Annotated in this window: 19 protein-coding genes; 11 read left to right on the top strand and 8 right to left on the bottom strand. The window is 61.5% G+C overall.

From position 1 onward, the window contains the following. Positions 1–173: 173 nt before the first annotated feature. Both HMPREF3147_RS05130 and HMPREF3147_RS05125 read left to right on the top strand, forming a co-directional pair. The gene (locus HMPREF3147_RS05130) at positions 174–2099 is read left to right on the top strand and encodes a choice-of-anchor I family protein (protein ID WP_141740718.1); all 1926 of its coding nucleotides are present in this window, start codon (positions 174–176) and stop codon (positions 2097–2099) included. A 111-nt stretch (positions 2100–2210) separates the two neighbouring features. After that, on the top strand, positions 2211–2837 hold the full coding sequence (locus HMPREF3147_RS05125; RefSeq protein ID WP_070445366.1) for a hypothetical protein: 627 nt from the start codon (positions 2211–2213) through the stop codon (positions 2835–2837). A 107-nt stretch (positions 2838–2944) separates the two neighbouring features. Here the strand turns inward: HMPREF3147_RS05125 and HMPREF3147_RS05120 are convergent, their stop codons facing one another. Both HMPREF3147_RS05120 and dnaE read right to left on the bottom strand, forming a co-directional pair. Continuing rightward, positions 2945–4141, bottom strand: coding sequence for a cobalamin-independent methionine synthase II family protein (locus HMPREF3147_RS05120; RefSeq protein ID WP_070445363.1), 1197 nt, complete (start codon positions 4139–4141; stop codon positions 2945–2947). 112 nt (positions 4142–4253) lie between these two features. Then, positions 4254–7829, bottom strand: coding sequence for a DNA polymerase III subunit alpha (dnaE, locus tag HMPREF3147_RS05115; RefSeq protein WP_070445704.1), 3576 nt, complete (start codon positions 7827–7829; stop codon positions 4254–4256). 65 nt (positions 7830–7894) lie between these two features. On the opposite strand from dnaE, the gene rarD reads away from it, so the two are divergent. Continuing rightward, positions 7895–8797: an EamA family transporter RarD gene (gene rarD, locus HMPREF3147_RS05110; RefSeq protein WP_070445360.1), complete on the top strand. Its 903-nt coding sequence runs from the start codon at positions 7895–7897 to the stop codon at positions 8795–8797. On the opposite strand, the gene HMPREF3147_RS05105 is transcribed toward rarD, so the two are convergent. Genes HMPREF3147_RS05105 through lspA form a run of 4 tightly spaced genes read right to left on the bottom strand, consistent with a single transcriptional unit; the run spans position 8794 to position 11130 of the window. Beyond that, a complete protein-coding gene (locus HMPREF3147_RS05105) occupies positions 8794–9063 on the bottom strand; it encodes a permease (RefSeq protein ID WP_070445357.1) in 270 nt (89 codons plus the stop codon). The two genes, rarD and HMPREF3147_RS05105, sit on opposite strands and share 4 nt — an antisense overlap. A 33-nt stretch (positions 9064–9096) precedes the next feature. Next, complete coding sequence (locus tag HMPREF3147_RS05100) at positions 9097–9696, bottom strand: hypothetical protein (protein WP_070445354.1); 600 nt, start codon at positions 9694–9696, stop codon at positions 9097–9099. Next, on the bottom strand, positions 9693–10616 hold the full coding sequence (locus HMPREF3147_RS05095; protein WP_070445351.1) for an RluA family pseudouridine synthase: 924 nt from the start codon (positions 10614–10616) through the stop codon (positions 9693–9695). Before HMPREF3147_RS05095 ends, HMPREF3147_RS05100 begins: the two co-directional genes overlap by 4 nt. Further along, entirely contained in the window at positions 10600–11130 is a 531-nt protein-coding gene (gene lspA / locus HMPREF3147_RS05090; RefSeq protein WP_070445348.1) for a signal peptidase II, read from the bottom strand. Before lspA ends, HMPREF3147_RS05095 begins: the two co-directional genes overlap by 17 nt. Positions 11131–11162: 32 nt before the next feature. On the opposite strand from lspA, the gene HMPREF3147_RS05085 reads away from it, so the two are divergent. Next, positions 11163–12110, top strand: a complete 948-nt coding sequence (locus tag HMPREF3147_RS05085; RefSeq protein WP_070445345.1) for a DUF6263 family protein — start codon at positions 11163–11165, stop codon at positions 12108–12110. Positions 12111–12240: 130 nt separating this feature from the next. Here HMPREF3147_RS05085 and HMPREF3147_RS05080 read toward each other — a convergent pair whose 3' ends face one another. Further along, positions 12241–12885 carry a WKL family lipoprotein gene (locus HMPREF3147_RS05080; protein ID WP_070445342.1) on the bottom strand — a complete coding sequence of 215 codons (645 nt, stop codon included), beginning with the start codon at positions 12883–12885 and terminating at the stop codon, positions 12241–12243. Positions 12886–12991: 106 nt separating this feature from the next. Between HMPREF3147_RS05080 and HMPREF3147_RS05075 the strand changes: the two genes are divergently transcribed. Beyond that, a complete protein-coding gene (locus tag HMPREF3147_RS05075) occupies positions 12992–13927 on the top strand; it encodes an asparaginase (RefSeq protein WP_070445339.1) in 936 nt (311 codons plus the stop codon). On the opposite strand, the gene HMPREF3147_RS05070 is transcribed toward HMPREF3147_RS05075, so the two are convergent. Then, a complete protein-coding gene (locus tag HMPREF3147_RS05070) occupies positions 13924–15387 on the bottom strand; it encodes a DNA polymerase IV (protein ID WP_070445336.1) in 1464 nt (487 codons plus the stop codon). The genes HMPREF3147_RS05075 and HMPREF3147_RS05070 overlap by 4 nt on opposite strands. A 111-nt stretch (positions 15388–15498) precedes the next feature. On the opposite strand from HMPREF3147_RS05070, the gene HMPREF3147_RS05065 reads away from it, so the two are divergent. From HMPREF3147_RS05065 to HMPREF3147_RS05040, 6 genes are all read left to right on the top strand, one after another. After that, positions 15499–16491, top strand: a complete 993-nt coding sequence (locus tag HMPREF3147_RS05065) for an ABC transporter ATP-binding protein (RefSeq protein WP_070445333.1) — start codon at positions 15499–15501, stop codon at positions 16489–16491. A gap of 32 nt (positions 16492–16523) precedes the next feature. After that, positions 16524–17600 carry an ABC transporter substrate-binding protein gene (locus HMPREF3147_RS05060; protein WP_070445330.1) on the top strand — a complete coding sequence of 359 codons (1077 nt, stop codon included), beginning with the start codon at positions 16524–16526 and terminating at the stop codon, positions 17598–17600. Between the two features lie 34 nt (positions 17601–17634). Then, entirely contained in the window at positions 17635–19296 is a 1662-nt protein-coding gene (locus HMPREF3147_RS05055; protein ID WP_070445327.1) for an ABC transporter permease, read from the top strand. Then, positions 19289–19894 (top strand): metallophosphoesterase family protein, encoded by a 606-nt coding sequence (locus HMPREF3147_RS05050; RefSeq protein ID WP_083276442.1) that lies wholly within the window; start codon positions 19289–19291, stop codon positions 19892–19894. The genes HMPREF3147_RS05055 and HMPREF3147_RS05050 overlap by 8 nt, the downstream gene beginning before the upstream one ends. A gap of 126 nt (positions 19895–20020) precedes the next feature. Next, a complete protein-coding gene (locus tag HMPREF3147_RS05045; protein ID WP_070445324.1) occupies positions 20021–20662 on the top strand; it encodes a GntR family transcriptional regulator in 642 nt (213 codons plus the stop codon). Between the two features lie 182 nt (positions 20663–20844). Beyond that, entirely contained in the window at positions 20845–22029 is a 1185-nt protein-coding gene (locus HMPREF3147_RS05040) for an MFS transporter (protein ID WP_209167776.1), read from the top strand. The last annotated feature ends 49 nt before the right edge of the window (positions 22030–22078 follow it).

The following is a 22078-nucleotide window of genomic DNA, read 5'->3' as shown; positions in this document are numbered from 1 at the left end:
CTCATTTTAGCGCCCCACCATTCTTTCGTCGCACATTACCTAGCATTCGACCGATTCACTGAACGTTTACCTAGATCTCGCTTGGCCGCAACGCTCTGTTCCCCGAAAGTGTCATGGGCGGCACGTACGGTGATGCGGAATCTTTTTCGTCTCGCTTCAAGGAGTCTTTCTCAATGTCTCGCTCTATCTCCCGCCGCTCTCTCGCGCTCTGCGTGGCGACCGCAACCAGCCTCAGCGTGGCTGCACCGGCCTCCTCGGCCGCGATTGTGAACAACGTCATCGAACACTCGGCGGCAGACGCCAGTCTCAAGCTCACCCCGGTTGGCACCTATGAGTCCGGGGTATACGCGGAGTCGGCTGCGGAGATCGTGGCCTTCCACCCGGACTCCAAGCGCATCCTTACGGTCAATGCGCACGCGGGTCAGATTGATGTTCTCGACGCTTCTGCCCCAGCCAACCCCACCTTGATCGGCTCTATTTCTGCTGGTGAAGGCAAGGAAATCAACTCCGTAGCGGTGCGCCCCGACGGCCTAGCGGTGGCCGCCGTCCAACAGGCGGACAAGACTGAGGACGGCGAAGCACTGTTCTTCAACGCCGCGGCCGCGGACCTGGATACCGCCGAAGTGGGCCGCGTGATGGTGGGTGCATTGCCGGATAACGTCCACCTCACCGCAGATGGCGGCTACGCGCTGCTGGCCAACGAAGGCGAACCATCCAATGAGCTCAACGCCGAGGGCACCGACTACGTGACGGACCCGGAAGGATCCGTCTCCGTTATCAAGCTTCCGGAGGCTGTTGAGGCACCAACGCAGGCGGATGCCCGCATCGCTGGATTCACGGCTTTCGACGACCAGCCTCTGCCAGAGGGCGTGCGAGTCTTCGGCCCCTCCGGCCATGATTCTAAGCCGTCCATCGACTTTGAGCCGGAGTACATCACCTCCCAGGATGGCAAGGCTTTCGTGTCGCTGCAGGAGGCCAACGCCATCGGCGTCATCGATATTGAATCCGCCACGGTGGAGAACATCCTGCCCGCCCACATCGCGGATCACTCGCAGGTCCCGCTGGACCCCTCGAACAAGGATGACGCGGCCGAGCTGCGCACGCTCCCGGTCAAGGGCCTGTCCATGCCAGATTCCATCGGCGCCTTCACCGCTGATGGCCAGACCTACTTTGCCACTGCGAACGAAGGCGATGCCCGCGAGTGGGGTGTGAAGGAAAAGGACGGTGGCTCCGGCGTCTACACCGATGAAGTGGAACTCAAGGATCTGGTTGAGGATGGCAAGGTATGTGAGGGCGCGCTGGGCGACGTCAACGTGGAGGAACTCGCCGACAAAAAGCACGCTGGCAACCTGAAGCTGAGCAACGCCTCCGGCTGGAACGAAGAAAAGGGCTGTTTCGATGAGCTTTATGCCTACGGTTCTCGTTCCTTCAGCATCTACGACTCAGAGGGCAACGTTGTCTTCGATTCCGGCGCCGAGTTCGAAAAGATCACCGCTGAGCTCAACGAGCCGGGTATCTTCCACCACAACGCCGATAACGAAGAAGCAGAGTTCGACGATCGCTCTGATAACAAGGGCCCAGAACCAGAGGCCCTGACCATCGGCACCGTTGGGGAGCGTACTTATGCCTTCATTGGCGCCGAGCGCGTTGGCGGCATTTTCGTCTACGACGTCACCGACCCCGCCACCGCTACCTTCGTCACCTATGTCAACAACCGCGACTTCTCCACTGATGAGTTCGCTGCTGCCGGCGACTTGGGCCCGGAGGGCTTTGCCTTCGTCGACAAGGCAGACTCCCCTAACGGTGAGCACCTGCTCATCGTAGGCAACGAGGTTTCCGGAACCACCACCGTCTACAACGTTGAGGACCTGCTCAATGCCGACGAGGACAACCAAGACGATGCCGACGACCACGATAACGAAGACAAGAGCAGCCAGAGTTCCCACTCCTCCACCGCGACCATCGCCGTCGGGTCTCTCATCGGAGTCATCGCCGCTGTCGCTGCCGCGGTAGGCCTGCTGAACGCCCCGGGTGTCCGCGAAACGGTTCTCAGCTTTGCTCCAGCACCGCTGAGCGAGCAGCTGGAGAAGTTCCTATAAAACCTATCTTCGCTAAGGGGAAGGCTGCTACATTGAAGTGGGTTTGAGACAACCCTCCCCCTTTTTTTCTCGTACTTCCTTTCGCACCCTTCCCAAGGAGAACCCCTGATTATGCGCCTTTCCACCTCACTAATCGCAGTGTGTGCCACGACGATGGCATTGGTCACCCCGCTGGCCTCAGCCGCCGAATCAGCTGAGAGCAGCCAGTCCTCCTCGTCCTCCCTGAGCCAAAGCTCCACGGGCGGAAGCTCCGAGGGTCCAAACGGTGGAAGCTCGATGAACGTCGGGCGCATCGACACCTCTGATCTTTCCGAGGAGTGTGCGAACCAGGTACGCAAGGCGCAAGAGGAGCACGAAAAGGCGGTGGCTGATGGCACCGCGGGTTCTTCCTTCATGGGTCCGCAGGAGCTCGGGCTCGGCATCCTTAACGGTTATGGTTCCTCCGGTATGCCCGCAGAACCAGATTGCGTCCAGGCAGAAAAGGACGCGGCGCTGGAGAAGGAATGGGACGAGATGCCCGACTGGGTGCAGTCTGCGCGCCCCAATGACACGGCCGAGGAGGTCTTTGCCTGGGTCGGCGGCACGATCGCGCTGGTCGCCGTCGCGATTAATGCGTTGACCGTGGTCGCGCAATTCGACCCATCCGTCCTCGACGGCCTGCGTGCGTTCCTGAAGAGCCAGGGCTTCTACTGGGATAACTCCCAGAAGAAGGAAGACGAGAAGGCGGCTGCGAAATAGCCGCTGCCCCAACGAAAAGAAACGCGCGAACCTATACGGTTCGCGCGTTGTTGTTAGGGTTCGCGCGTGGTATTCAGCTGCTGGCTGAGGGGGGAGCTACTCCTTGCTTAGAACAGCTCCTCGGTAGCAATCTGGGCACCTTCCACGAGGGACTCCAGCTTGGCCCACGCAATCTGGCGGTGCAAACGGCCGCCGAGGCCGCAGTCCGTCGATGCAATCACGTTTTCCGGGCCCACCAGTTCAGCAAACTGGATGATGCGGTCGGCCACCAAGCGCGGATGCTCCACAGCATTCGTGGAGTGCGAAACCACACCCGGGTAGATCACAGTGCCCTCCGGCAGCTTGTGGTCCTTCCACACGCGCCACTCGTGCGCGTGACGCGGCGAGGCGCCCTCGAAGGAGAAGCCGCCGACCTTGGCTTGCAAGATCTCCTCAATGATGTCCTCGAAAGGAATATCCGTCACGTGCGGGCCATGCCAGGAGCCCCAGCAGATGTGCAGGCGGGTCTGCTCACGCGGGATATCCTTGATGGACTCGTTGAGAATCTCAATGCGCTCGCGCAAGAAGGCCTGGAAATCCTCGACCGTCGGCTCCGGAACCACCGAGTCCCAGGCTTCGGCCAGGTCTGGGGCGTCGAATTGCACCGTCAAGCCGGCATCGGTGATGGCCTTGTACTCCACCTTGAGCGCCTCACCGCAGGCACGCACAAGATCGGACTCATCCTCGTAGTACTTGTTGGGCAGGCGGGCCGCAGCGCCCGGGGACAGTGCGGCGACGAAGCCTTCGGTGCCTTCGGGGAGGGCATCGGCAAGCAGCTTCACGTCAGCCTCGACCTGCTCCTGACCGATGTAGGTAACCGGACCGGTGAACTCCGGGTTTGCAACCTTCTTGCGGCCGGTAAAGATACCGGAATCCGGGTCGTTATAGGCCTCCGCGAACAGGGCGCGGTCGCGGCGATCCTTCATCGAGGAGAGGCGAATCTTGCCCGGTTCGGAGCGGATCTTGTCACCGATCTCCCAGCGGTCCTTGTCCGTCATGGTCAGACCACCCAGGCGGGTAAAGGAGTAGTTCCACCAGGCGCCATAGTCCACAGCGCCAGAGGTGATGTGGCCGTATTCGCCTTCGTTAATGATGTCGATGCCGAGATCAACCTGGCGCTTGACCACGTCAGCGACCGAGCGCTCCAGAATCTCGTGGAACTTCTCATCGGAGATGGTGCCGGCGGAGCGCTCGAGGTTAGCGTCCAACAGCTCCTGCGTGCGCGGCAACGAGCCGACGTGAGTGGTACGGATCTTATTGACCATGAGGAAACGGTCTCCCTTTCAACTAGACTGTGCTGTCTAGCGTAACCCACGGGCGAAGCACAGCCCGCTTCATTCTGTACTTTTATTCAGCACACGAATGCGGGGTGTTACCTCAGCCGAGAATTCCGGCGCCCATCGTCGCTTTGAGATCACCCATGAGGTTGCTGGAGCGCTCCACGCGCAGATGTTCGCCGAGGACCATCATGGTGGACTCTTCGCCGTCGACAAGCGTGAGGTACACGTCAGACTCACCCTTGTTGTTGACCAAGACCTGCTTCAGCCGCGCAATGTTGTCCATGGTGCACTGATCCGTGCGCATGGTCAGGCGCAGCGGCAGACCGGCGCCGTTACCCGGCCCCAAATCGGGAACGCGGATATCGGAGCAGAACAGGGACATGCGCTCATCGCGGATCTTCACCTGGACCTTGGCCAGGATGATGTTGTCTTCAGCGATCTGCGGGGCTACCAGCGAGTACACCTGGTTGAACACGAGGATATCCACCTGGGCGCCGTTATGGTCTTCGATGCTCACGATGGCCCAGGGCGAGCCATCGCGCTTGGAAAAGCGCCTGTCAACGCCCGAGATAATGCCGCCAATCACGAGCTCCTGGCCATTGCCCACTTCGCCGTTGAGGATCTTGGTAATTGGGGTATCCGTCTGCGCATTCAGTGCTTCCTCGAAACCATCAAGCGGGTGACCAGACACGTACAGGCCGAGCATCTCCCTTTCCAGAGCCAGCTCGTGTTTACGGTCCCAGTTCTCCTCCGGGATATCGATGGCAAAAGCAGAAACAGAGTCACCCTGTTCATCCCCGCCTCCGAAGCCAGCGAAGAGGTCGAATTGCCCCTTGTCGGCTGCCTTTTTGGTCGTCTGCACCGAATCCACGGCGTCTTCATGAATAAGCATGAGGCCCTTGCGTGGGTGTTCCAGGGAATCGAAAGCACCGGCCTTAATGAGGGATTCGGTGACACGCTTCGAACAGGCCGCCAGCTCAATCTTGTCCAGATAGTCGGAGAAGGATGTGAAAGCCCCTTTCTCCCGGCGGGTCTTCACGATGGAATCCACCACTTCCCCGCCGACGTTGCGGATAGCGCCCATGCCGAAACGAATATCTTCGCCGACAGCCTGGAAGGTCTCCACCGACTCATTAACGTCCGGTGAGAGCACGCGGATGCCCAGGTGGCGGCAGTCAGCCAGGTAGATAGCGGACTTGTCCTTCTTATCACCCACCGAGGTCAACAGTGCGGCCATGTATTCCGGCGCATAGTAGGCCTTGAGGTAGGCCGTCCAGAAGGACACCAAACCATAACCCGCGGCATGGGACTTGTTGAACGCGTAGGAGGCGAAGGGCTCAATGGTGCCCCACAGAGCATCCATTGCTTCCTTGGAGTAGCCATTGTCCTTCATGCCGCCCCAGAACTTGTCATACTGCTGGGCCAGCACTTCTGGCTTCTTCTTACCCATGGCTTTACGGAAGCCATCTGCCTCGCCGGCGGTGTAGTTTGCCACTTTCTGCGAGATACGCATGATCTGCTCTTGGTACACGATAAGACCGTAGGTCTCATCGAGGATTTCCTTGAGCGGCTCCTCCAGCTCGGGGTGAATTGGGGTAATTTCCTTGCGGCCGTTCTTGCGGTCCGCATAATCCCAGTGCGCGTTCACACCCATCGGGCCCGGGCGGTAGAGCGCCAGTGACGCCACGATGTCCTTAAAGCCCGTTGGCTTCATGCGCTTGAGCAGCTCCTGCATGCCGCCCGAGTCGAGCTGGAACACGCCCAACGTATCGCCGCACGACAGCAGGTCATAGACCTTTGAGGCATTCGGGTCGTCGGCATGGAGGTCTTCTAGGTGGACTTCCTCGCCGCGGTTTTTCTTGATGTTTTCCAGGCAGTCACCGATCACGGTGAGGTTGCGCAGTCCCAAGAAGTCCATCTTCAGCAGGCCGATGGCCTCACAGGCCGGGTAGTCCCAGCCGGTGATGTAGGCGCCGTCGGCTGGGCGCTTCCACATCGGGATGTGGTCCATGAGCCGGACCGAGGCCATAATCACCGCGCAGGCATGCACGCCGGCCTGACGGACCACGCCCTCGAGGCCGCGGGCGGTCTCATAGATCTTCTTGACGTCCGGGTCAGTCTCAATCATCTGCCGGACCTCGGCCGCCTCCGAATAGCGCTCGTGCTCTGGGTCCGTGATGCCGGCGAGCGGGATGTCCTTGGCCATGATCGCGGGTGGCAGGGCGCCGTTGATGCGGTCCGCCATCTGGAAGCCCGGCTGGCCAAAGTGCACCTTGGCGGAGTCCTTAATGGCCTGCTTGGTCTTCACGGTACCGAAGGTGATCACCTGGGCAACCTTGTCCTCGCCCCACCGCTCGGCGGCGTAGGTAATCATCTCGCCGCGGCGGCGATCATCGAAGTCGATATCGATATCCGGTGCGGACGGACGCTCCGGGTTCAAGAATCGCTCGAAGAGCAGGCCGTGCTCGATGGGGTCAATGTTGGTAATCGTCAGCGCGTAGGCCACGAGCGCACCGGCCGCCGAACCACGGCCCGGACCAACGCGAATGCCGATGGAGCGCGCGTGCTTGATGAGCTCGGCCACGATGAGGAAGTAGGAAGGGTAGCCCTTCATATCGATGACGCTGATCTCGTACTCAGCACGGTCGATGTACTCCTGCGGCACATCCCCACCGTTGAAGCGATCCTTCAGTCCCTCCATCACCTCGTGAGTTAGCCAGGAGGTTGGGGTGTAGCCCTCGGGGACGTCGGCAATCGGCATGCGGTCATGGGTGTGCTCCTCCCAAATCGCGCCATAGTCCTGCACGCGCTCGGCAATCCACAGGGTGTTATCGCAGGCCTCCGGCACCATGTGGTCCCACAGCTCACGCATCTGCGCAGCAGTCTTAATGTAGTAGCCGGTGCCGTCGAACTTGAAACGGTCCGGGTCCATAAACGTCTTGCCCGTCTGCACGCAGAGCATGGCCTCGTGGGAGGGCGCCTGGGATTCCAGCACGTAGTGGCAGTCATTGGTCACCAACGGCGGGAGATCCAGCTTGCGGCCAATCTCCAGCAGACCGTCACGCGTGCGCTTTTCGATGTCCAGCCCATGGTCCATGAGCTCTAGGAAGAAGTTGTCCTTGCCATAAATGTCCTGCCACATGGCAGCAGCTTCGAGCGCCTCATTGAACTGCCCCAAGCGCAGGCGGGTCTGTACGTCACCGGATGGGCAGCCGGTGGTCGCGATGATGCCTTCAGCATGCTCGGCAATCAGCTCGGCGTCCATGCGCGGCCACTTACCCAACTGCCCCTCATAGGAAGCTAAGGAGGAAAGCTTGAACAGGTTGCGCAGACCGGTTTCATTCTCCGCCAGCATGGTCTGGTGGAGGTAGGCACCGGAGGCGGAGACGTCATCGCGCTTCTGGTCCGGTGTTCCCCACAACACGCGCTTCTTGTTGAAGCGCGATTCCGGCGCCAGGTAGGCCTCGATGCCGATGATGGGCTTCACGCCAGCACTAGTCATCCTTTGGTAAAAAGCATTGGAGCCGTACATGTTGCCGTGGTCAGTCATGCCCACCGCCGGCATGCCTTGGCGGACCACCTCATCAGCCAACATATCCACCTTGGCCATGCCATCCAGCATGGAGAACTCGGTGTGGTTGTGCAGATGGACGAAGGAGGAGTTTTTGGCCATGCGGCTCATCTTAGCGGGGACGTCAAACTTCGCCCGTAGGTCCTCGTTAAGGTACATTTTCTTAAATGTTCTACACCATTGCTGCCTATCTCATGTGGGGTTTCTTCCCAGCATTCTTCCCGCTGCTGCGCCCCGCCAGCCCGTTTGAGATTTTGGCCCACCGCATCGTGTGGACCGCCGTTCTCGTCACCGCAGTGTTGCTGGTAACAGGTGGCTGGCGCGAGCTGAAAGCGTTCAGCCTGCGCACTTGGGGGTGGATGTTTGCCTGTGGCGTGGCCATCACCATCAACTGGGGCACCTATGTCATCGCCATCAACAGCGATCACGTGGCCGATGCCGCACTGGGCTATTTCATCAACCCTCTCGTCTCCGTGGCCCTCGGCATTATTTTCCTCAAGGAGAAGCTGACGAAGGCGCAGGTGGCGTCGGTCAGCATCGCCTTCATCGCAGTGTTGTGGCTGACCTTCATGACCGGTCAGGCCCCCTATTATTCGCTGGCTTTGGCCTTCAGCTTCGGAATCTATGGTTTGCTCAAGAAACGCATCACGGTTTCCTCGATGGGCTCTGTGGCCGCGGAAACCTTGGCCATGCTCCCCTTCGCGCTGATCTACCTGGGCTACCTCCAGGCACAGGGCGAATCCACCTTCACTACCGAAGGGCCCGGGCACATCGCACTGCTGGTTACCTCCGGCCTCGTCACCGCCCTGCCGCTGCTGTGTTTCGCCCAAGGCGCTAAGCACCTGCGCCTGTCTACCCTTGGCATGCTTCAGTACATGACCCCCATCATGCAGATGCTGTGGGCGCTGTTTGTCACCCAGGAACACATGTCCACGGAACGCTGGATCGGCTTCGCCATCATCTGGGTAGCGGTCATCATTTACCTGGCGGACTTGGTGCGCATGGGCCGCGCTTCTCGACGCCGCGCCCGCCTCCACCCCGCAGAGAAAACAACCCCCAGCCGGGACTAGCGGCGCTTCAGCTCGTCGCGCGCCTCCCGAGCCCGGGCACGCCGGGCGGATTCCTCGCGCGCGTTGAGCGCCCACCGCGGCATGAGGATGGCCATGGCGATGCAGTAGATGGCCACCACGATGAGAATGCCGAAGGCGAGCTTGTCTGCTCCCCAGACCCCTTGCGCGATGGCGGCCCCAGAGGCGATGAACGCGCCCGCCCACATCAAGAGGTAGGCAAAGCGGTAGTTCGGTGGCCACTCGGAGGTGTTGGGAAATAGGCGCATGTCTTCTCCTTGGTTGTTCTATCGGTAGCTGTTCTAGCGGTTCTCATTCTGTCCGACGTTGGCGGGCGGGCGCACGCCGAAGGAGCCCCATGCGGCATCCTCGGGCGCGACCTCCACGGTATCGACCCGCGGGTCGGAGGCGAGGGCGCGCAACTGACTCCCATCGGAATACACCACGACGGCGTCGACCTCCGATGGTGCCTCCTCCCCCATGTCACGGGCATGGTCGGACACGCGGGACAGGACGGTATCGAGGACGTCGACGCGCGTGGCGCCAGTGACAGGTTCGGGAACTGCAATGGGGGCGGCCAGCCCGATCACGATGGCATCCATGCGCTGGATTGGTCTCAGCGCATCGGAGACCTCCTGTGCGCTCAGCGCCTCGTTAAAACCCACCAGGGCATAGGCTGGCTCGTCCGCCTGCGCTAGTGAGGCCTCCGCGCGTTCGCGATATTCAGCAGCAGTCTCGGTTCCATCCGGCCCCAGCTGGTCTCCTTGCAGCGCCGCGCGGGGCTGGGTGCCAAGGAGGCCGAAAGCGAGAACCACCACCAGCGCCAGCACCGCCAACAGCACCAGCGCCGCGGCCCGGCGGCGCCGATAGATGCGCTGGCGCGTGCTCCGTTGCGGGCTCATCCGCGCAAAACCTCCACGGCGTGCTTCAGGTCCTCGGGATAAGGTGCGGTGCATTCAAACCACCTGCCAGTACCCGGGTGGGTAAATCCGAGCTTTACCGCATGCAGCCACTGGCGGTTAAGCCCCACGCGCTTGGCCAGGTTCGGGTCACAGCCATACATCGGATCACCCACACAGGGATGCCCGGTGGCAGACATGTGGACACGGATCTGGTGGGTTCGGCCGGTCTCCAAATGAACTTCGAGGAGGCTAGCCTCGCGGAAGGCCTCCAGCAGCTTGTAATGTGTCACCGCCGGTTTGCCGTCATCGACAACCCCAAATTTCCAGCCCGCCGAAGGATGACGGCCAATGGGTGCATCAATGGTCCCCACGATGGGATCCGGCAAGCCTTGGACCACGGCGTGATAGGTCTTCTTCACGGTGCGCTCGCGGAAGGCGTTCTTGAGTTGGGAGTAGGCACGCTCACTGGCGGCCACCACCATGACGCCGGAGGTTCCCACGTCGAGGCGGTGGACAATGCCCTTGCGTTCGGTAGGGCCGGCGTCGGCAAGCGCATAGCCCGCCGCCCGCAGCCCGCCAATGACGGTGGGGCCATCCCAGCCCAACGTCGGGTGCGCGGCCACCCCCACCGGTTTGAACACACAGATGACGTCCTCGTCGACATAGAGGACATCCATGCCCTCCACCAGCTCCTCCTTGGGGACAAGTGGTTCCTCAGGCGCCGGCATCATGACGTCGATCCACCCGCCGGCGTTTAAGCGCTCGGACTTGCCCACTGCCTCGCCGTCGATTTCCACGTCACCCGCCGTGCACAACTGGGCCACTCGGGCGCGGGAAATACCCAGGAGCTTGGCCAAGGCAGCGTCCACGCGCATGCCATCGAGGCCCTCGGGTACCGGCAACCTACGGCTTTCGCGCATTACACTCCCCCGCTTCCTGCTCTTCCGACTTCTCATTCATCTCTGAGTAGAACATCGCGATGATGAAAACCACCACGCCACAGGTGATTGCCGCGTCCGCGATATTGAACACGGCGAAGCTGCCCACGGAGATATAATCCACGACGTGGCCGAACCAGAACCCTGGCTCACGGACCAGACGGTCGATGAAATTGCCCAGCGCGCCGCCAGCGATCATTGCCAGCCCGATGGCCTGCCACTTGTCGTGGATACGCGGAGCGGCGATGGCCGCGCCGACAATGAAGGCCAATTGGATTGTGGTAAACAGCCACGTCGAGCCCTCCCCTCCCATGGAGAAGGCCGCGCCGGGGTTAAACAAAAGGTAGAAGCGGAACCAGTCACCGAACACCGGTAAGGCTTCACCTTCGGTGAGGATGGACAGCATCAGCGCCTTCACGGCTTGGTCGACGGCAGCCACACCGAGCACCACCGCAACCATCACTCCGATATAACTCCTTGCTTTCACCCGTTCCATTCTAAACAGGCTCATCCGGTAATTTGGAATGCGTGTTTCGTGTGAGAGCTCTAGCAGTCCTGTCCGCCACCGTCCTAGGAGTAAGCGGCGCGCTCGCCGGCTGTTCCTATTCCCAGCCGTCCAAGCCAGTCGAAGAACCGGTCGGCTTGGCCCTCGACGCCCCGCGCGTCACCCTCTTGGAGCCCGGTGACGGTGCCAGCCGCGTTCTGGCTTATCAGGATCTCGATGCTTCTCAGGAGCTGACCTACAAGGTCGCCACGGGTTTCGACCAGCAGCTGCGCAAGGATGGCAGCGCTGCCCCTTCGCCGGCGACCGAGGATACGGTCACTCTTCCGCTGCAGGCTTCGGTGGAAGCTGCCACCGAGAACGTCGAAGGCCAGCTTCCGGCGAGCCGCAACGCCTTCGTCACCGTGGGCAAGCCCGAGGCTGACGGCACGGATGTCTCCTCCGCCGAGGGTTTCCAGTTTGGGTGGCGTGGTACGGATACCGGACAGATGAATTCTCTGCGCCTAGCGGCCCCGCAGGCAGCAACCGATCAGGCCCGCAGCACAGTCGAGCGCGCTATCACCAGCCTGACCTCCCTGCCCATCGTCTTCCCAGATGAGGAAATCGGCCCCGGCGCGACATGGATGGTGGAATCGCGCGTCACTGGCGAATCCACGCTGCTGCAAACCACGACATATACCTTGGACAAGCTGGACGGGGATACCGCCACCCTCAGCGTCAAGGTGGAGCAGCGTCCTTCCCTGGGCGCGCTGTCCTTTAACGGTGCCGACGCCCCCGAGGAACTGCAGGGCAAAGAACTCAAGGTGCTCGATCACACCTCCACCTCGGAAGGCTCGGTCACAGTTGATCTGACCAAGCCGCTTCCCACCGCCGGCGATGTCTCTGTGACCACCGCCATTTCTTATGGTGCGGAAGGCTCCGATCTTCGCGTGGTGCAGACCAGCGCCACCGAAATGGAGTTCACAACCGACTAGCTAGCGCGCTCAGCGCCTATGCCGCTGCACGCGGCAGCCGCGTCACGGGTTTCCAGACAACACAGCGCCCACCACCTGACTGGCAGAAAAGCCAGTGGGTGGTGGGCGCTGAGGTTTTTGTCGGCCGAGCTTACTGAGCTGGGGCCTCAGCGGGAGCCTCAGCGTCCTCTGCAGGCACCTCGGCAGGGGCCTGCTCGGCTGGCACTTCCTCGCCTTCAGCGGGGGCGTCGGCAGGCGCCGCTGCGTCTTCCGGCACGGAATCGGCGCACATCTCCGGAACCTCTTCCGGCGGGACGATGTTGGTGACCAAAACACAAGCCCAGGTCTTAGACAGCTTCCATGTACCACTCTCGTTGATGAACTCCACCTGGTCGGCGGTCTGCTGCTGACCATCCGGGGTATTGATGTGGACGGTCGCCAGCGCGGAATCCGGCACGAGGCCCGGAATGACCGGGGCCACGACCTCGAAGGTGGCACCGGATTCGGCCTGGGACTGCGACATGACGTCGAAAAGCTCCGGCGCCGTCTCGCTACCCTGGACCAGCTGCACCTTCTCTTCCTGGGGAAGGTTCGGGTCCGCGGCCTTGGACAGAATCTCGTTGAGCTGCTCCACAGTGGGCATCTCGGTGGAGACAACCTGCGAGGCGGAGGTTTCGCCCGAAGGCTTGGCGGCGGTGCTGCTCTCGCTCGCTGCATCCTCAGAAGACGAGCAGGCGGACAGGACAGTCGCGGCGCCCAGAGCCAAGACGGCGGCGCTCAGCTTGAAGGATTTCACAAATACTCCTCACGTAGGGGATCGTGGTTTATCCTTTTTACTTTAGCGTCCGTGAACCCAGCCCTGGGTTTCCCGCGCAGGTGCGTGGCTGTAGTAGCCTGCTGGCATGACCTTTGCCCTCATCGCCACCGGTGGCACCATCGCTTGTACGACGGTCCGTGACGGTTCCCTAGTCCCCACCGTTAGCGGCCAGCAACTGGCCGCTTCTCTGGGCACTGACGGCGGCACGCACGACATTGAGGTGGTGGAATTCCGCGCGCTAGATTCCAGCTCAATTACGTTGGCCGACCTCGATGAGCTCCTGTTGTGCGTTCGCGAACAGCTCTCCCGCCCAGACATCGACGGCGTCCTCATCACGCACGGCACCGATTCCATGGAGGAAACCGCGCTGGCCTTGTCCCTTTTTGACTTAGGCGATGGCCCTATCGTGCTCACCGGCGCCCAGCGCGCCTTCGACCACCCGGCCGGTGATGGCCCGCGCAACCTGCGCGAGGCCTATGGGCTTCTGCGCTCCGGCAAGCCGGGCGTGTGGGTGCAGTTCGGCGGCAAGACTATCCCTGGGCGCGGTGCGCGCAAGTGGCATACTTCGCAGCTCAACGGCTTTGAGGAATTACCGGTGGGAGTCTCCACCTTAGCGCCCCTCCCCCTAGCGCCCTTGGCCAATCACCCCGTTGAGATCATCGCGGCCTACCCGGGGGCATCAGCCGAGCTTGTCGACGCCTCCCTTAAACACGCCTCCGGCCTCGTCATCGAGGCGATGGGTTCGGGAAACATGGGCGCGGAGATGGGTGCCGGGGTGACCCGCGCGCTGCAGGCGGGCGTGCCCGTGGTGATCAGCACCCGAACTCCCTACGGGAATACCAAGCTGGCCTATGGCGGCGCTGGCGGTGGCGCCACCTTGGGCGAGATGGGCGCGGTGGCCGCCGGCGGATTCCGCGCCGGGCAGGCCCGCATTATGCTTGCTGCGGCACTTGCTACAGGCACGCCGGTGGCAGAGATGTTTAGTAAGGCACCAACCAGCACGGCCTATACCGCGGGCTAATTGTCCTCGCGTGGTGGGGCCTCTACCGCCCCCTCGGGGGCGACGTCACCGTCAAGCTCGGCATCATTGCCCGGCAGGACGTCCTCCCAGGCCAAGGAGTCCAGCGGATCGGCTGGGCGGAGCTCTTCATCCTCAGCGGCGAAGGAGCGCACAAACCCCGGGCCCGTAGCACGGGTTTCAAAGCGCACGCTGACCACTCCGTGGCCCGCGCCCTGAATCCAGCCGTGGCCGAAGTCGGGGTGATAAACGTCCTGAGTAGCACGCCATTTGCGGCTCGGCGATTCCTCGGAATCTGCAGTGGAGGAGACATCGACTGGGGTGGACGTGCTGCCCGGCAGATAATCGCTGACCCCGGTTTCATAGTCCGTGTCTGGGTCCTGGCGCACGATCTCACGGTCTAGTTCCGGAAAGAGCACGTCTTGGCGGGCCTGCTCCAACCCTGAGTAGCTCACGCCCACCAGCCTGATAGGACCGAGTTCTTCCGGGTAGCGCGCTAAACTCAGCGCTTTGGCTTCGAGCACCTTCAGATCATCTGTCGCATAGGGCAAGGTGGCTGAGCGTGACTCGATGTGAAAGTCCGCCATCCGCAGCTTCACCGTCACCGTGCGCGCGCCGCGACCATCCTTCAACAAACGGGAATGAGCGCCATGCGCCGCGCGAATCAGCGCCGCATCTACCTCTGCCGCCGTGCGCAGATCGGTGGGATAGGTGAACTCGGTGGAGATTTGTTTGGCAATCGCGCGCGGGGCAACTGGACGCTCATCAATCCCTTGGGCAAGCTCCCACAACTGCACACCCACCACACCGCCGAGCGAAATCTCGACTTCCTTGCGGCTCATTGCGGCCAGCTGGCCGATAGTCTCCACTCCGATGGCGGCAAGCTTCTGCTGGGTGACCGGCCCCGCACCCCACAGCTTTCCCACCGGCAGCGGGTGAATGAGCTCCTCGAAGCGCTCTCGTGGAACAACGAAGGTGCCGTCCGGTTTGGCCTCCCCCGAGGCGATCTTCGCGCTCTGCTTTCCCGCACCCGCACCAATAGAGCTGGGAAGGCCCGTCTCCGCTCGAATCACGCGGCGCAGGTTCTCTGCCCACTCACGAACCTCGTCGGCTGAGGCACCGACTAGTGCCTCAGGTTCCATGAAGGCCTCGTCGATGGAAAGCTGCTCGATGACCCCAGCGTGCTCCGCAATGATCTCAAATACCCGGCGCGAAGCCACCGAATAGACTGCTCGGCGAGGTTGCACCACCACGGCACGAAAACCCACGAGCTGCTGCGCGCGGAACATGGGCATGGCGGAATGCGCGCCATAAGCGCGCGCCTCATAGGAAGCACCCGCGACGACCCCGCGGCCGGACGTCCCTCCCACCAGCACCGGACGACCGCGCAGGGTGGGCCGAGTCAGCTGTTCCACCGAGGCATAGAACGCATCCATGTCGATGTGAAGAACCCAGCGCTGCATGCGCTCCAGTCTAAGCTCTACCCGTAGGAAACCCACTATTCATCTGCACTTACCGCTGTTGTAACCGCCCCGACTCCCCTCGGTTACTTTTTCTTCCTAACCTCTTTCGCTGTGCCTTCTCAGCTCTCGCCCCAACACCCTGCCTCCCAAGCCCACGTGGTCATCAACGGCATTAAGCGCGAGTTCGCGGACAACACCGGTCTCCATGCCACTGACCTCGTCATTAACTCCGGCGAGTTCATCTCTATCCTCGGCCCCTCCGGTTGTGGCAAGTCCACCCTTCTGCGCTGCATCGCAGGCCTCGAAACTCCTGATGCCGGCACCATCACCTTCTCCGGCAAAGAAATGTTCGGCCCACACACGAACGTTCCGGTGAATAAGCGCAACTTGTCCATGGTCTTCCAGGATCTGGCGCTGTGGCCACACATGACTGTGGAGAAGAACATCGAATTTCCTCTCACGACCGCGGGGAACAAATTGTCGTCTGCGGAACGCGCCGAACGGGTGCGCACATGCATGGACATGGTCGGTATTACCCCGAAGGCCCAAGCTCGCCCCAATCAGCTCTCCGGTGGCCAGCAGCAGCGCGTAGCTATCGCCCGCGCACTTGTCTCCAACCCTCAGTTGCTCCTCATGGATGAGCCTCTCTCAGCACTCGATGCCGCTCTACGCGTCCAGATTCGTGCTGAGCTCACCGCTCTCGCCCACGACTTGGGCCTCACGGTCATCTACGTCACCCACGATCAATCCGAGGCTCTGTCGATGTCGGACCGAGTCGTCGTCATGAAAGACGGTGTCATCGAACAGTTCGCCGATCCTGTTACCCTCTACGATTCCCCCGCCACTCCCTTCGTCGGCGGCTTCGTGGGCACCATGAACCGCCGCGCCGGGCTTCCCGACGTCCGTCCTGAAAACCTCACCGTCCTAGGCGCGGAGGAAGACATCGGGTCTTTCCCGCACCACGTGGACGGGACCGTCCGCACTGCTCAGTACATCGGCGGGCGCTACGAGTTGCACTGCGATGTCGAGGGCGCTGACGAACCTTGGGTGGCTTACAGCCGCTCCCGAGTCGAACGTGGTTCGACAGTACGTCTCGCGTACTAATCTCATCTGTTTTCTACTGTTAAGGATTCTCCATGCTGTATAAGAAGCTTTCTCTCGCTGTGGCTGCCACCGCTGCTTCCGCCCTGGCTCTGGCCGGTTGCGGTTCTGTTGATTCAGCCGACTCCACCGACGCCTCCTCCGCTGACAACACCGGCGCTGAGTCCACCGCTGAGGCCTGGGAGGCCCCGGAAGGACTCTCCGGCGAGCTGGACTACTACTCCGCGAACCCGCAGGGTCTTACCGACGCCCTCGTCGAGGCCTTCGAGGAAAAGACCGATGTCAAGGTCAACGTCTTCGCCGACACCACCGGAAAGATTACTGCCAAGCTCAAGGCGGAAGAAGCTAACCCGCAGGCTGACGTGGTCTACCTGGCTTCCTGGTCCGCTGCGTCCAAGCAGGACAAGGCCGGCGCTCTGGAAGAGTACACCCCGGAAGGCGCTGACAAGATCACCTCGAGCTGGGTGTCCAAGAACGGCACCTTCACCGGCCGCGATGGATCCGCGTTGGCGCTGGTTACCAACACCAACGTGGTGGACTCCGTCCCTCAGGACTGGGAGGACCTCGCCGACGAAAAGTACAAGGATCAGGTCATCATGCCGGATCCGCGCGAGTCTGGCACGGCTGCTGACCTCATTGCCGCCATGGTGGACCAGTGGGGCGAAGACAAGACGTGGGAGCTCTTTGACAAGCTCTTCGACAACGGCATGATTGTTCAGGGCGCTAACGGTCCGGCCTTGGATCAGGTCACCTCCGGCTCCCGCGGCATCGTCATGGGCGGCGTGGACTACTCGGCGTACTCCGCTAAAGCCAAGGGCGAGCCGCTTGAGGTTGTTATCCCGTCCTCCGGAACTACCGTCACCCCGCGACCAGTCATGATCCTCAAGACCACCGATAACAAGGACGCCGCCGAGGCTTTTGTTGACTTCATGTTCTCCGATGAGGCACAGGAGATTTCTGCGTCCAAGAACATGATCCCAGCCAACACCGACATCGCCCCGAAGAACGGACCGAAGCTGGAGGAGATTGAGACCCTTAACGAAGATCTCGATGGCATCGCCTCTTCCTCGAAGGACGTCAAGGAAAAGTTCGCCGAGCGCTACCTGAAGTAGTCCCTACTTTCTCACCACGGAGTAACCCCACCTCATGAGCACTACTACCCGCAGCCCACAGCGCACTCTTGGTATCTATGCAGTACTCATCGTGCTGCTCGTGCTTGTCGCCGCGCCGTTGGTATCGGTGCTCATCAGCGCCGTGGTGGGATACCGCGATGAGTCTTCCTCCCTCCACAAGATTGTGGAGCCGGGCATGGGAGAGGTACTACTCAATACGGTCATCCTCTCCCTCCTCGTGGTGGTATTTTCTACTCTGTTCGCCGTCCCGCTAGCCTTCTTGCGCGCGTGGACGCCGTTCTCAAAGGCGAACTGGATAGAAGTCGCCATCATGATTCCCTTCATGACTCCCCCCTTTGCCGCAGCAATGGCGTGGATGGATTTCACTCGCCGCGGTGGAGTTTCCGAATTGCTCTTCGGCCATACCGTGGGCAAGCTTGCGCATGACGCTATCTACTCGGTTCCCGGCATGGCCTTCATCATGGCGTGCGAGCTCTTCCCTTTTCTTTATCTCATCCTGCGCAACTGCCTGACATCGATCCCTGCGTCCTCTCTGGAAATGGCTCAGGTTGCTGGCGCCAGCCGTTGGCAACAGGTAAGCCGTATCATTTTGCCCCTCGTCGTGGGCCCGTATTCGCTCGGCGCGTTGATCATTTTCATTAAGGCCGCTGGCGAGTTCGGCACCCCGGTTACCTTGGGAAACGCCATCGGCTTCACAGTCTTGGTCTCCTCCATCTACCAAGACGTCACTATTGACCCGTTGAGTTTCTCTGATGCAGCAGCGTCCTCGTCAGTATTGTTCGCACTTGGTGTCGGCGCGTGGGCATTCCAGCAATGGGTCTCGCGGCGAGACCTCACCGGTGGTGGACGAGTCTCCCGTCAGGTCTCACTCCACATCGGCGCTGCTGGCAAGGCGCTCGGCGGCTTAGTCACCTTCCTCATCATCGCCTGCTCGGTGCTCATCCCGTATATCTCAATCACGCTTGCGGCGATGACCATTCTGCGCTCCGCGCCCCCGACCCCGCAGAATCTCACCTTTGATTACTTCGCCATCGTCCTCCAGATGCCCTCGGCCCAGGAAGCTTTGCTGCGTTCCATCGCCCTCGGCGCAATCGGCGCCACAACAGCGGTCATCCTCGGCATCGCCGTCACCTTGCTCACTCAGCGGACCAGGCAGGTCAGCGCCCGTGTCGCGGACTTCCTGGCGGTAGCACCGGATACGGTCCCTGGTATTGTGCTCGCCATCGGCTTCATTCTCCTATGGAACGCTCCGTGGCTGCCGTGGACACCGTACGGCTCCATGGTCATCCTCGTCATGGCTTTTACTGTTCTCTTCCTGCCCATGGCGGTGCAGAACATCAAGACTTCTGCCGGTGCTGTCTCCCCCACTGTGTACGAGGCCGCCGCCGTATCCGGTGCCTCCGTGTCCCACACGTTGCGCAGCATCACCTTGCCGCTGCTCGCCCCGGGCATCTCCGCCGGCTGGCTCCTGGCGTTCTTCGTGGGATTCCGCGAGCTGGTTATGTCTTCCCTGATCCGTCCGAGCCAGCTCAATCTGCTCGCGCCGTGGATTATGAACCAGTTTGACCAGGGGCACCGTGCCGAAGCCATGGCGATGACGCTCATCGGTGTAGGCACCTCCACTGCCGTTCTAGTCTTTATCACTTGGTGGCAAGGACGGCGGGCACGTGGCTAGCATTCTTATTTTCGCGGATCTTCACCTTGGTCGGCCTGGCGCGCCCGGCATGGAGTGGGCGCTCGACGTGCTCGAGACCACCGACGCGGATGCGTGTGTCTGTCTCGGTGACATCATTGACCGTAAAGCAGACGCAGCCACGTACGTACCCCAAGCCCAGAAGGTCATGTCCCGCGCTTGCAAGCGTTTCAGCGACGTCCATTTCATTTCCGGAAACCACGACGTCCACCACAAACTCAGTTTCCCGTCGTCTGTGACCGTTCACCCCACCGAAGTTCATTCTTTTCACTGCGCCGGCGCCATCATCATCACTGCCGCAGTGGCCACAGACCCTGACCCCCGCACGCTCGCGTTCCCCACGCGTGGAAGCAACGAGCCACACGTAGGCCTGCTGCATACATCCGCGACTGGGGAGTTTTCCAAAAGCATGTGCCTCCCCGCGACGCCTGAGGAACTACAGAGCTGTGGCTATGATGCCTGGATTCTGGGGCATGTCCATAAACCGCGGGTACTTGCGAAATCTCCCTTTATCGGTTGGGTCGGCATGGGTAACGCAGTGCTATACGACGTCCCCACTGCCTCCCTCACCTACCTCTGATACTTCTCCTGTATCCCTCACGCGGCGCACGGAGAACTAGCTCTCACTTGCCCGCCGCGTGATCGATGTCTCACGAATGGACGTTTGAGCTAGATCTTAGGTACCGCTTGCATGCATCATGTATACATGCAAAAAGACAAGGTACCTGCCGCAGAAAGGGCCTATGAGCACCTCAAGCGCCGCATCATCGATGATGAGGTCGATGACTCGGACATGCTCTCCGAAGCCGCCCTAGCCGCCGAGCTAGGGATGAGCCGAACCCCGGTACGCGAGGCTTTCCTCCGCTTGGAGGTGGAAGGGTTTTTGAAGCTCTACCCCAAACGTGGCGCGTTGGTCGTGCCGATTAGCCCCCGCGAGATCCGAGAGGTCTACGAGGCCCGTCTCCTCGTGGACGAGAACTCTGCGCGCCACATCTGCGGGCTATCCCCCGAGGAACGTGAACTCATTGCCGATGTCCTCGATGCCACCATCAAGGAACAGAATGCCGCCCTCGACGCTGGCGATCTGGGCACCTATACCCAACTAGACGCTAAGTTTCACCAAACCATCATGGACAACGGCGGCAACCGCCTGCTGGCGCACCTCGGCCACACGCTGCGCGAGCGCCAACAGCGTTTTACCGCCACCGCCATCGGCCGCAGCGTTGAGAAGGCCCGCGCCTTCGTGGCCCAGCACGCAGTGCTTGCCGACGCCCTCCGCACCGGCGACATCGACTCCTACCTGACCGAACTCCATTCCCACCTCAACTCCTCAAGGAAGCAACTGTGACTGTATCCGCGCATTCGAGCTCTGCTGTCGAGGCGCCCGCTACCCAAACCGACGCCTGTACAGAAGCCGACACCACTACCGAAAGCTCTGAAGGCACTGAAAGCTCTGCCTGCACAGGGTCGCCCATCCGCTCCCTCGAAGCGCCGCTCCCAAAGCGTGCGTGGTACCCCGTCGCTGGCTCAATGATTGCCGTGGCGTGGGGAGGAAACGAGTTCACCCCGCTGTTGGTGATGTATCGCGAGACCTCCAATTTTTCCCAGGTTACGGTCAATGGGCTCCTCGCCGCCTATGTCGTAGGTATTATCCCCGCCCTGCTGATTGGCGGCCCACTATCCGACCTGCTTGGCCGCCGCCCCCTGCTGCTCCCCGCGGCACCGCTGTCATTGGCAGGCTCTTTCTTGCTGTCCATCGCCCCCAACGAGCCACTCATCATTGCGCTGGGGCGCGTCCTGTGCGGCATGGCTTTGGGGTTGGTCATGGCCGTGGGCTCAACGTGGATTACAGAGCTCATCACGCGTGCTGGCGGGGACCCGGCGGCAGGCGCCCGCAAAGCGTCCTTGTGTTTGACCGCAGGCTTCCTCGTGGGCGCAGGTATCGCTTCGATACTCGCCCAGTGGGGCCCATGGCCGACCCACACGGCTTATATCCTCCACATGTTGCTTACGTTACTGACCGCCGTGTGGATCCTCCATACCCCGGAGACCCGCCAGCCCAGCCGAGGCGACGTCAAGACCACAGTCTTGGAGCTTCGGGTGCGCGACATGCTGGAGATGCTGCATATCCCAGCCGTTGCTCACAAGCGTTTCCTGCGCGTCGTCGTCCCCGTGGCCCCGTGGGTATTCGGTTGCGCGGGAGCAGCCTATGCGCTGCTGCCACAGCTCTTGTCCGATTCAGCAGGTGATGCCCCTATTGCTTTCTCCGGCCTGATGACTGTCATCACCCTCGGCTGCGGTGTCGCCGTCCAGATGTTGGGCCGTCTGGTGGATACCCATCAGTCTGCACGCGCCTCGGCGCTGGCCATGTTCGTCATCACCGTCGGCGCCATCCTCGGGGCCTTCGCCGCTCATTCGCTCTCCCTCCCGCTCGGCATCGCAGCCGCTGCGACGATGGGTGCGGGATACGGCCTAGCTCTCGTCGCCGGCTTGTCTGAAGTCCAGCGCATCGCGGGCGAGCGCGAGCTCGCCGGCCTGACCGCCGTATACTACTCCATTTCCTACACCGGCTTCTTCATCCCCATGGCCTTCAGCGCGCTTGCACCCTACATAGGTTTCACCGCGTTGTTCAGTATCGGCAGCTTCTTGGCGCTGGTCTGCCTCATCAACGTTATCCTTGCCTGGCGCGCGCACCTGCCCGGCACCCGCCGCTAGCGCAGACCCCCCACAATCACTGCATCTTCCCGAGACACCCCTACGCTCA

Origin of the sequence: Corynebacterium sp. HMSC05D03, assembly GCF_001807205.1 — a bacterium.
Taxonomy (GTDB): Bacteria; Actinomycetota; Actinomycetes; order Mycobacteriales; family Mycobacteriaceae; genus Corynebacterium; species Corynebacterium aurimucosum.
The sequence above is the reverse complement of the archived record's forward strand: the minus strand, read 5'-3'. Positions and strand labels throughout refer to the sequence as shown.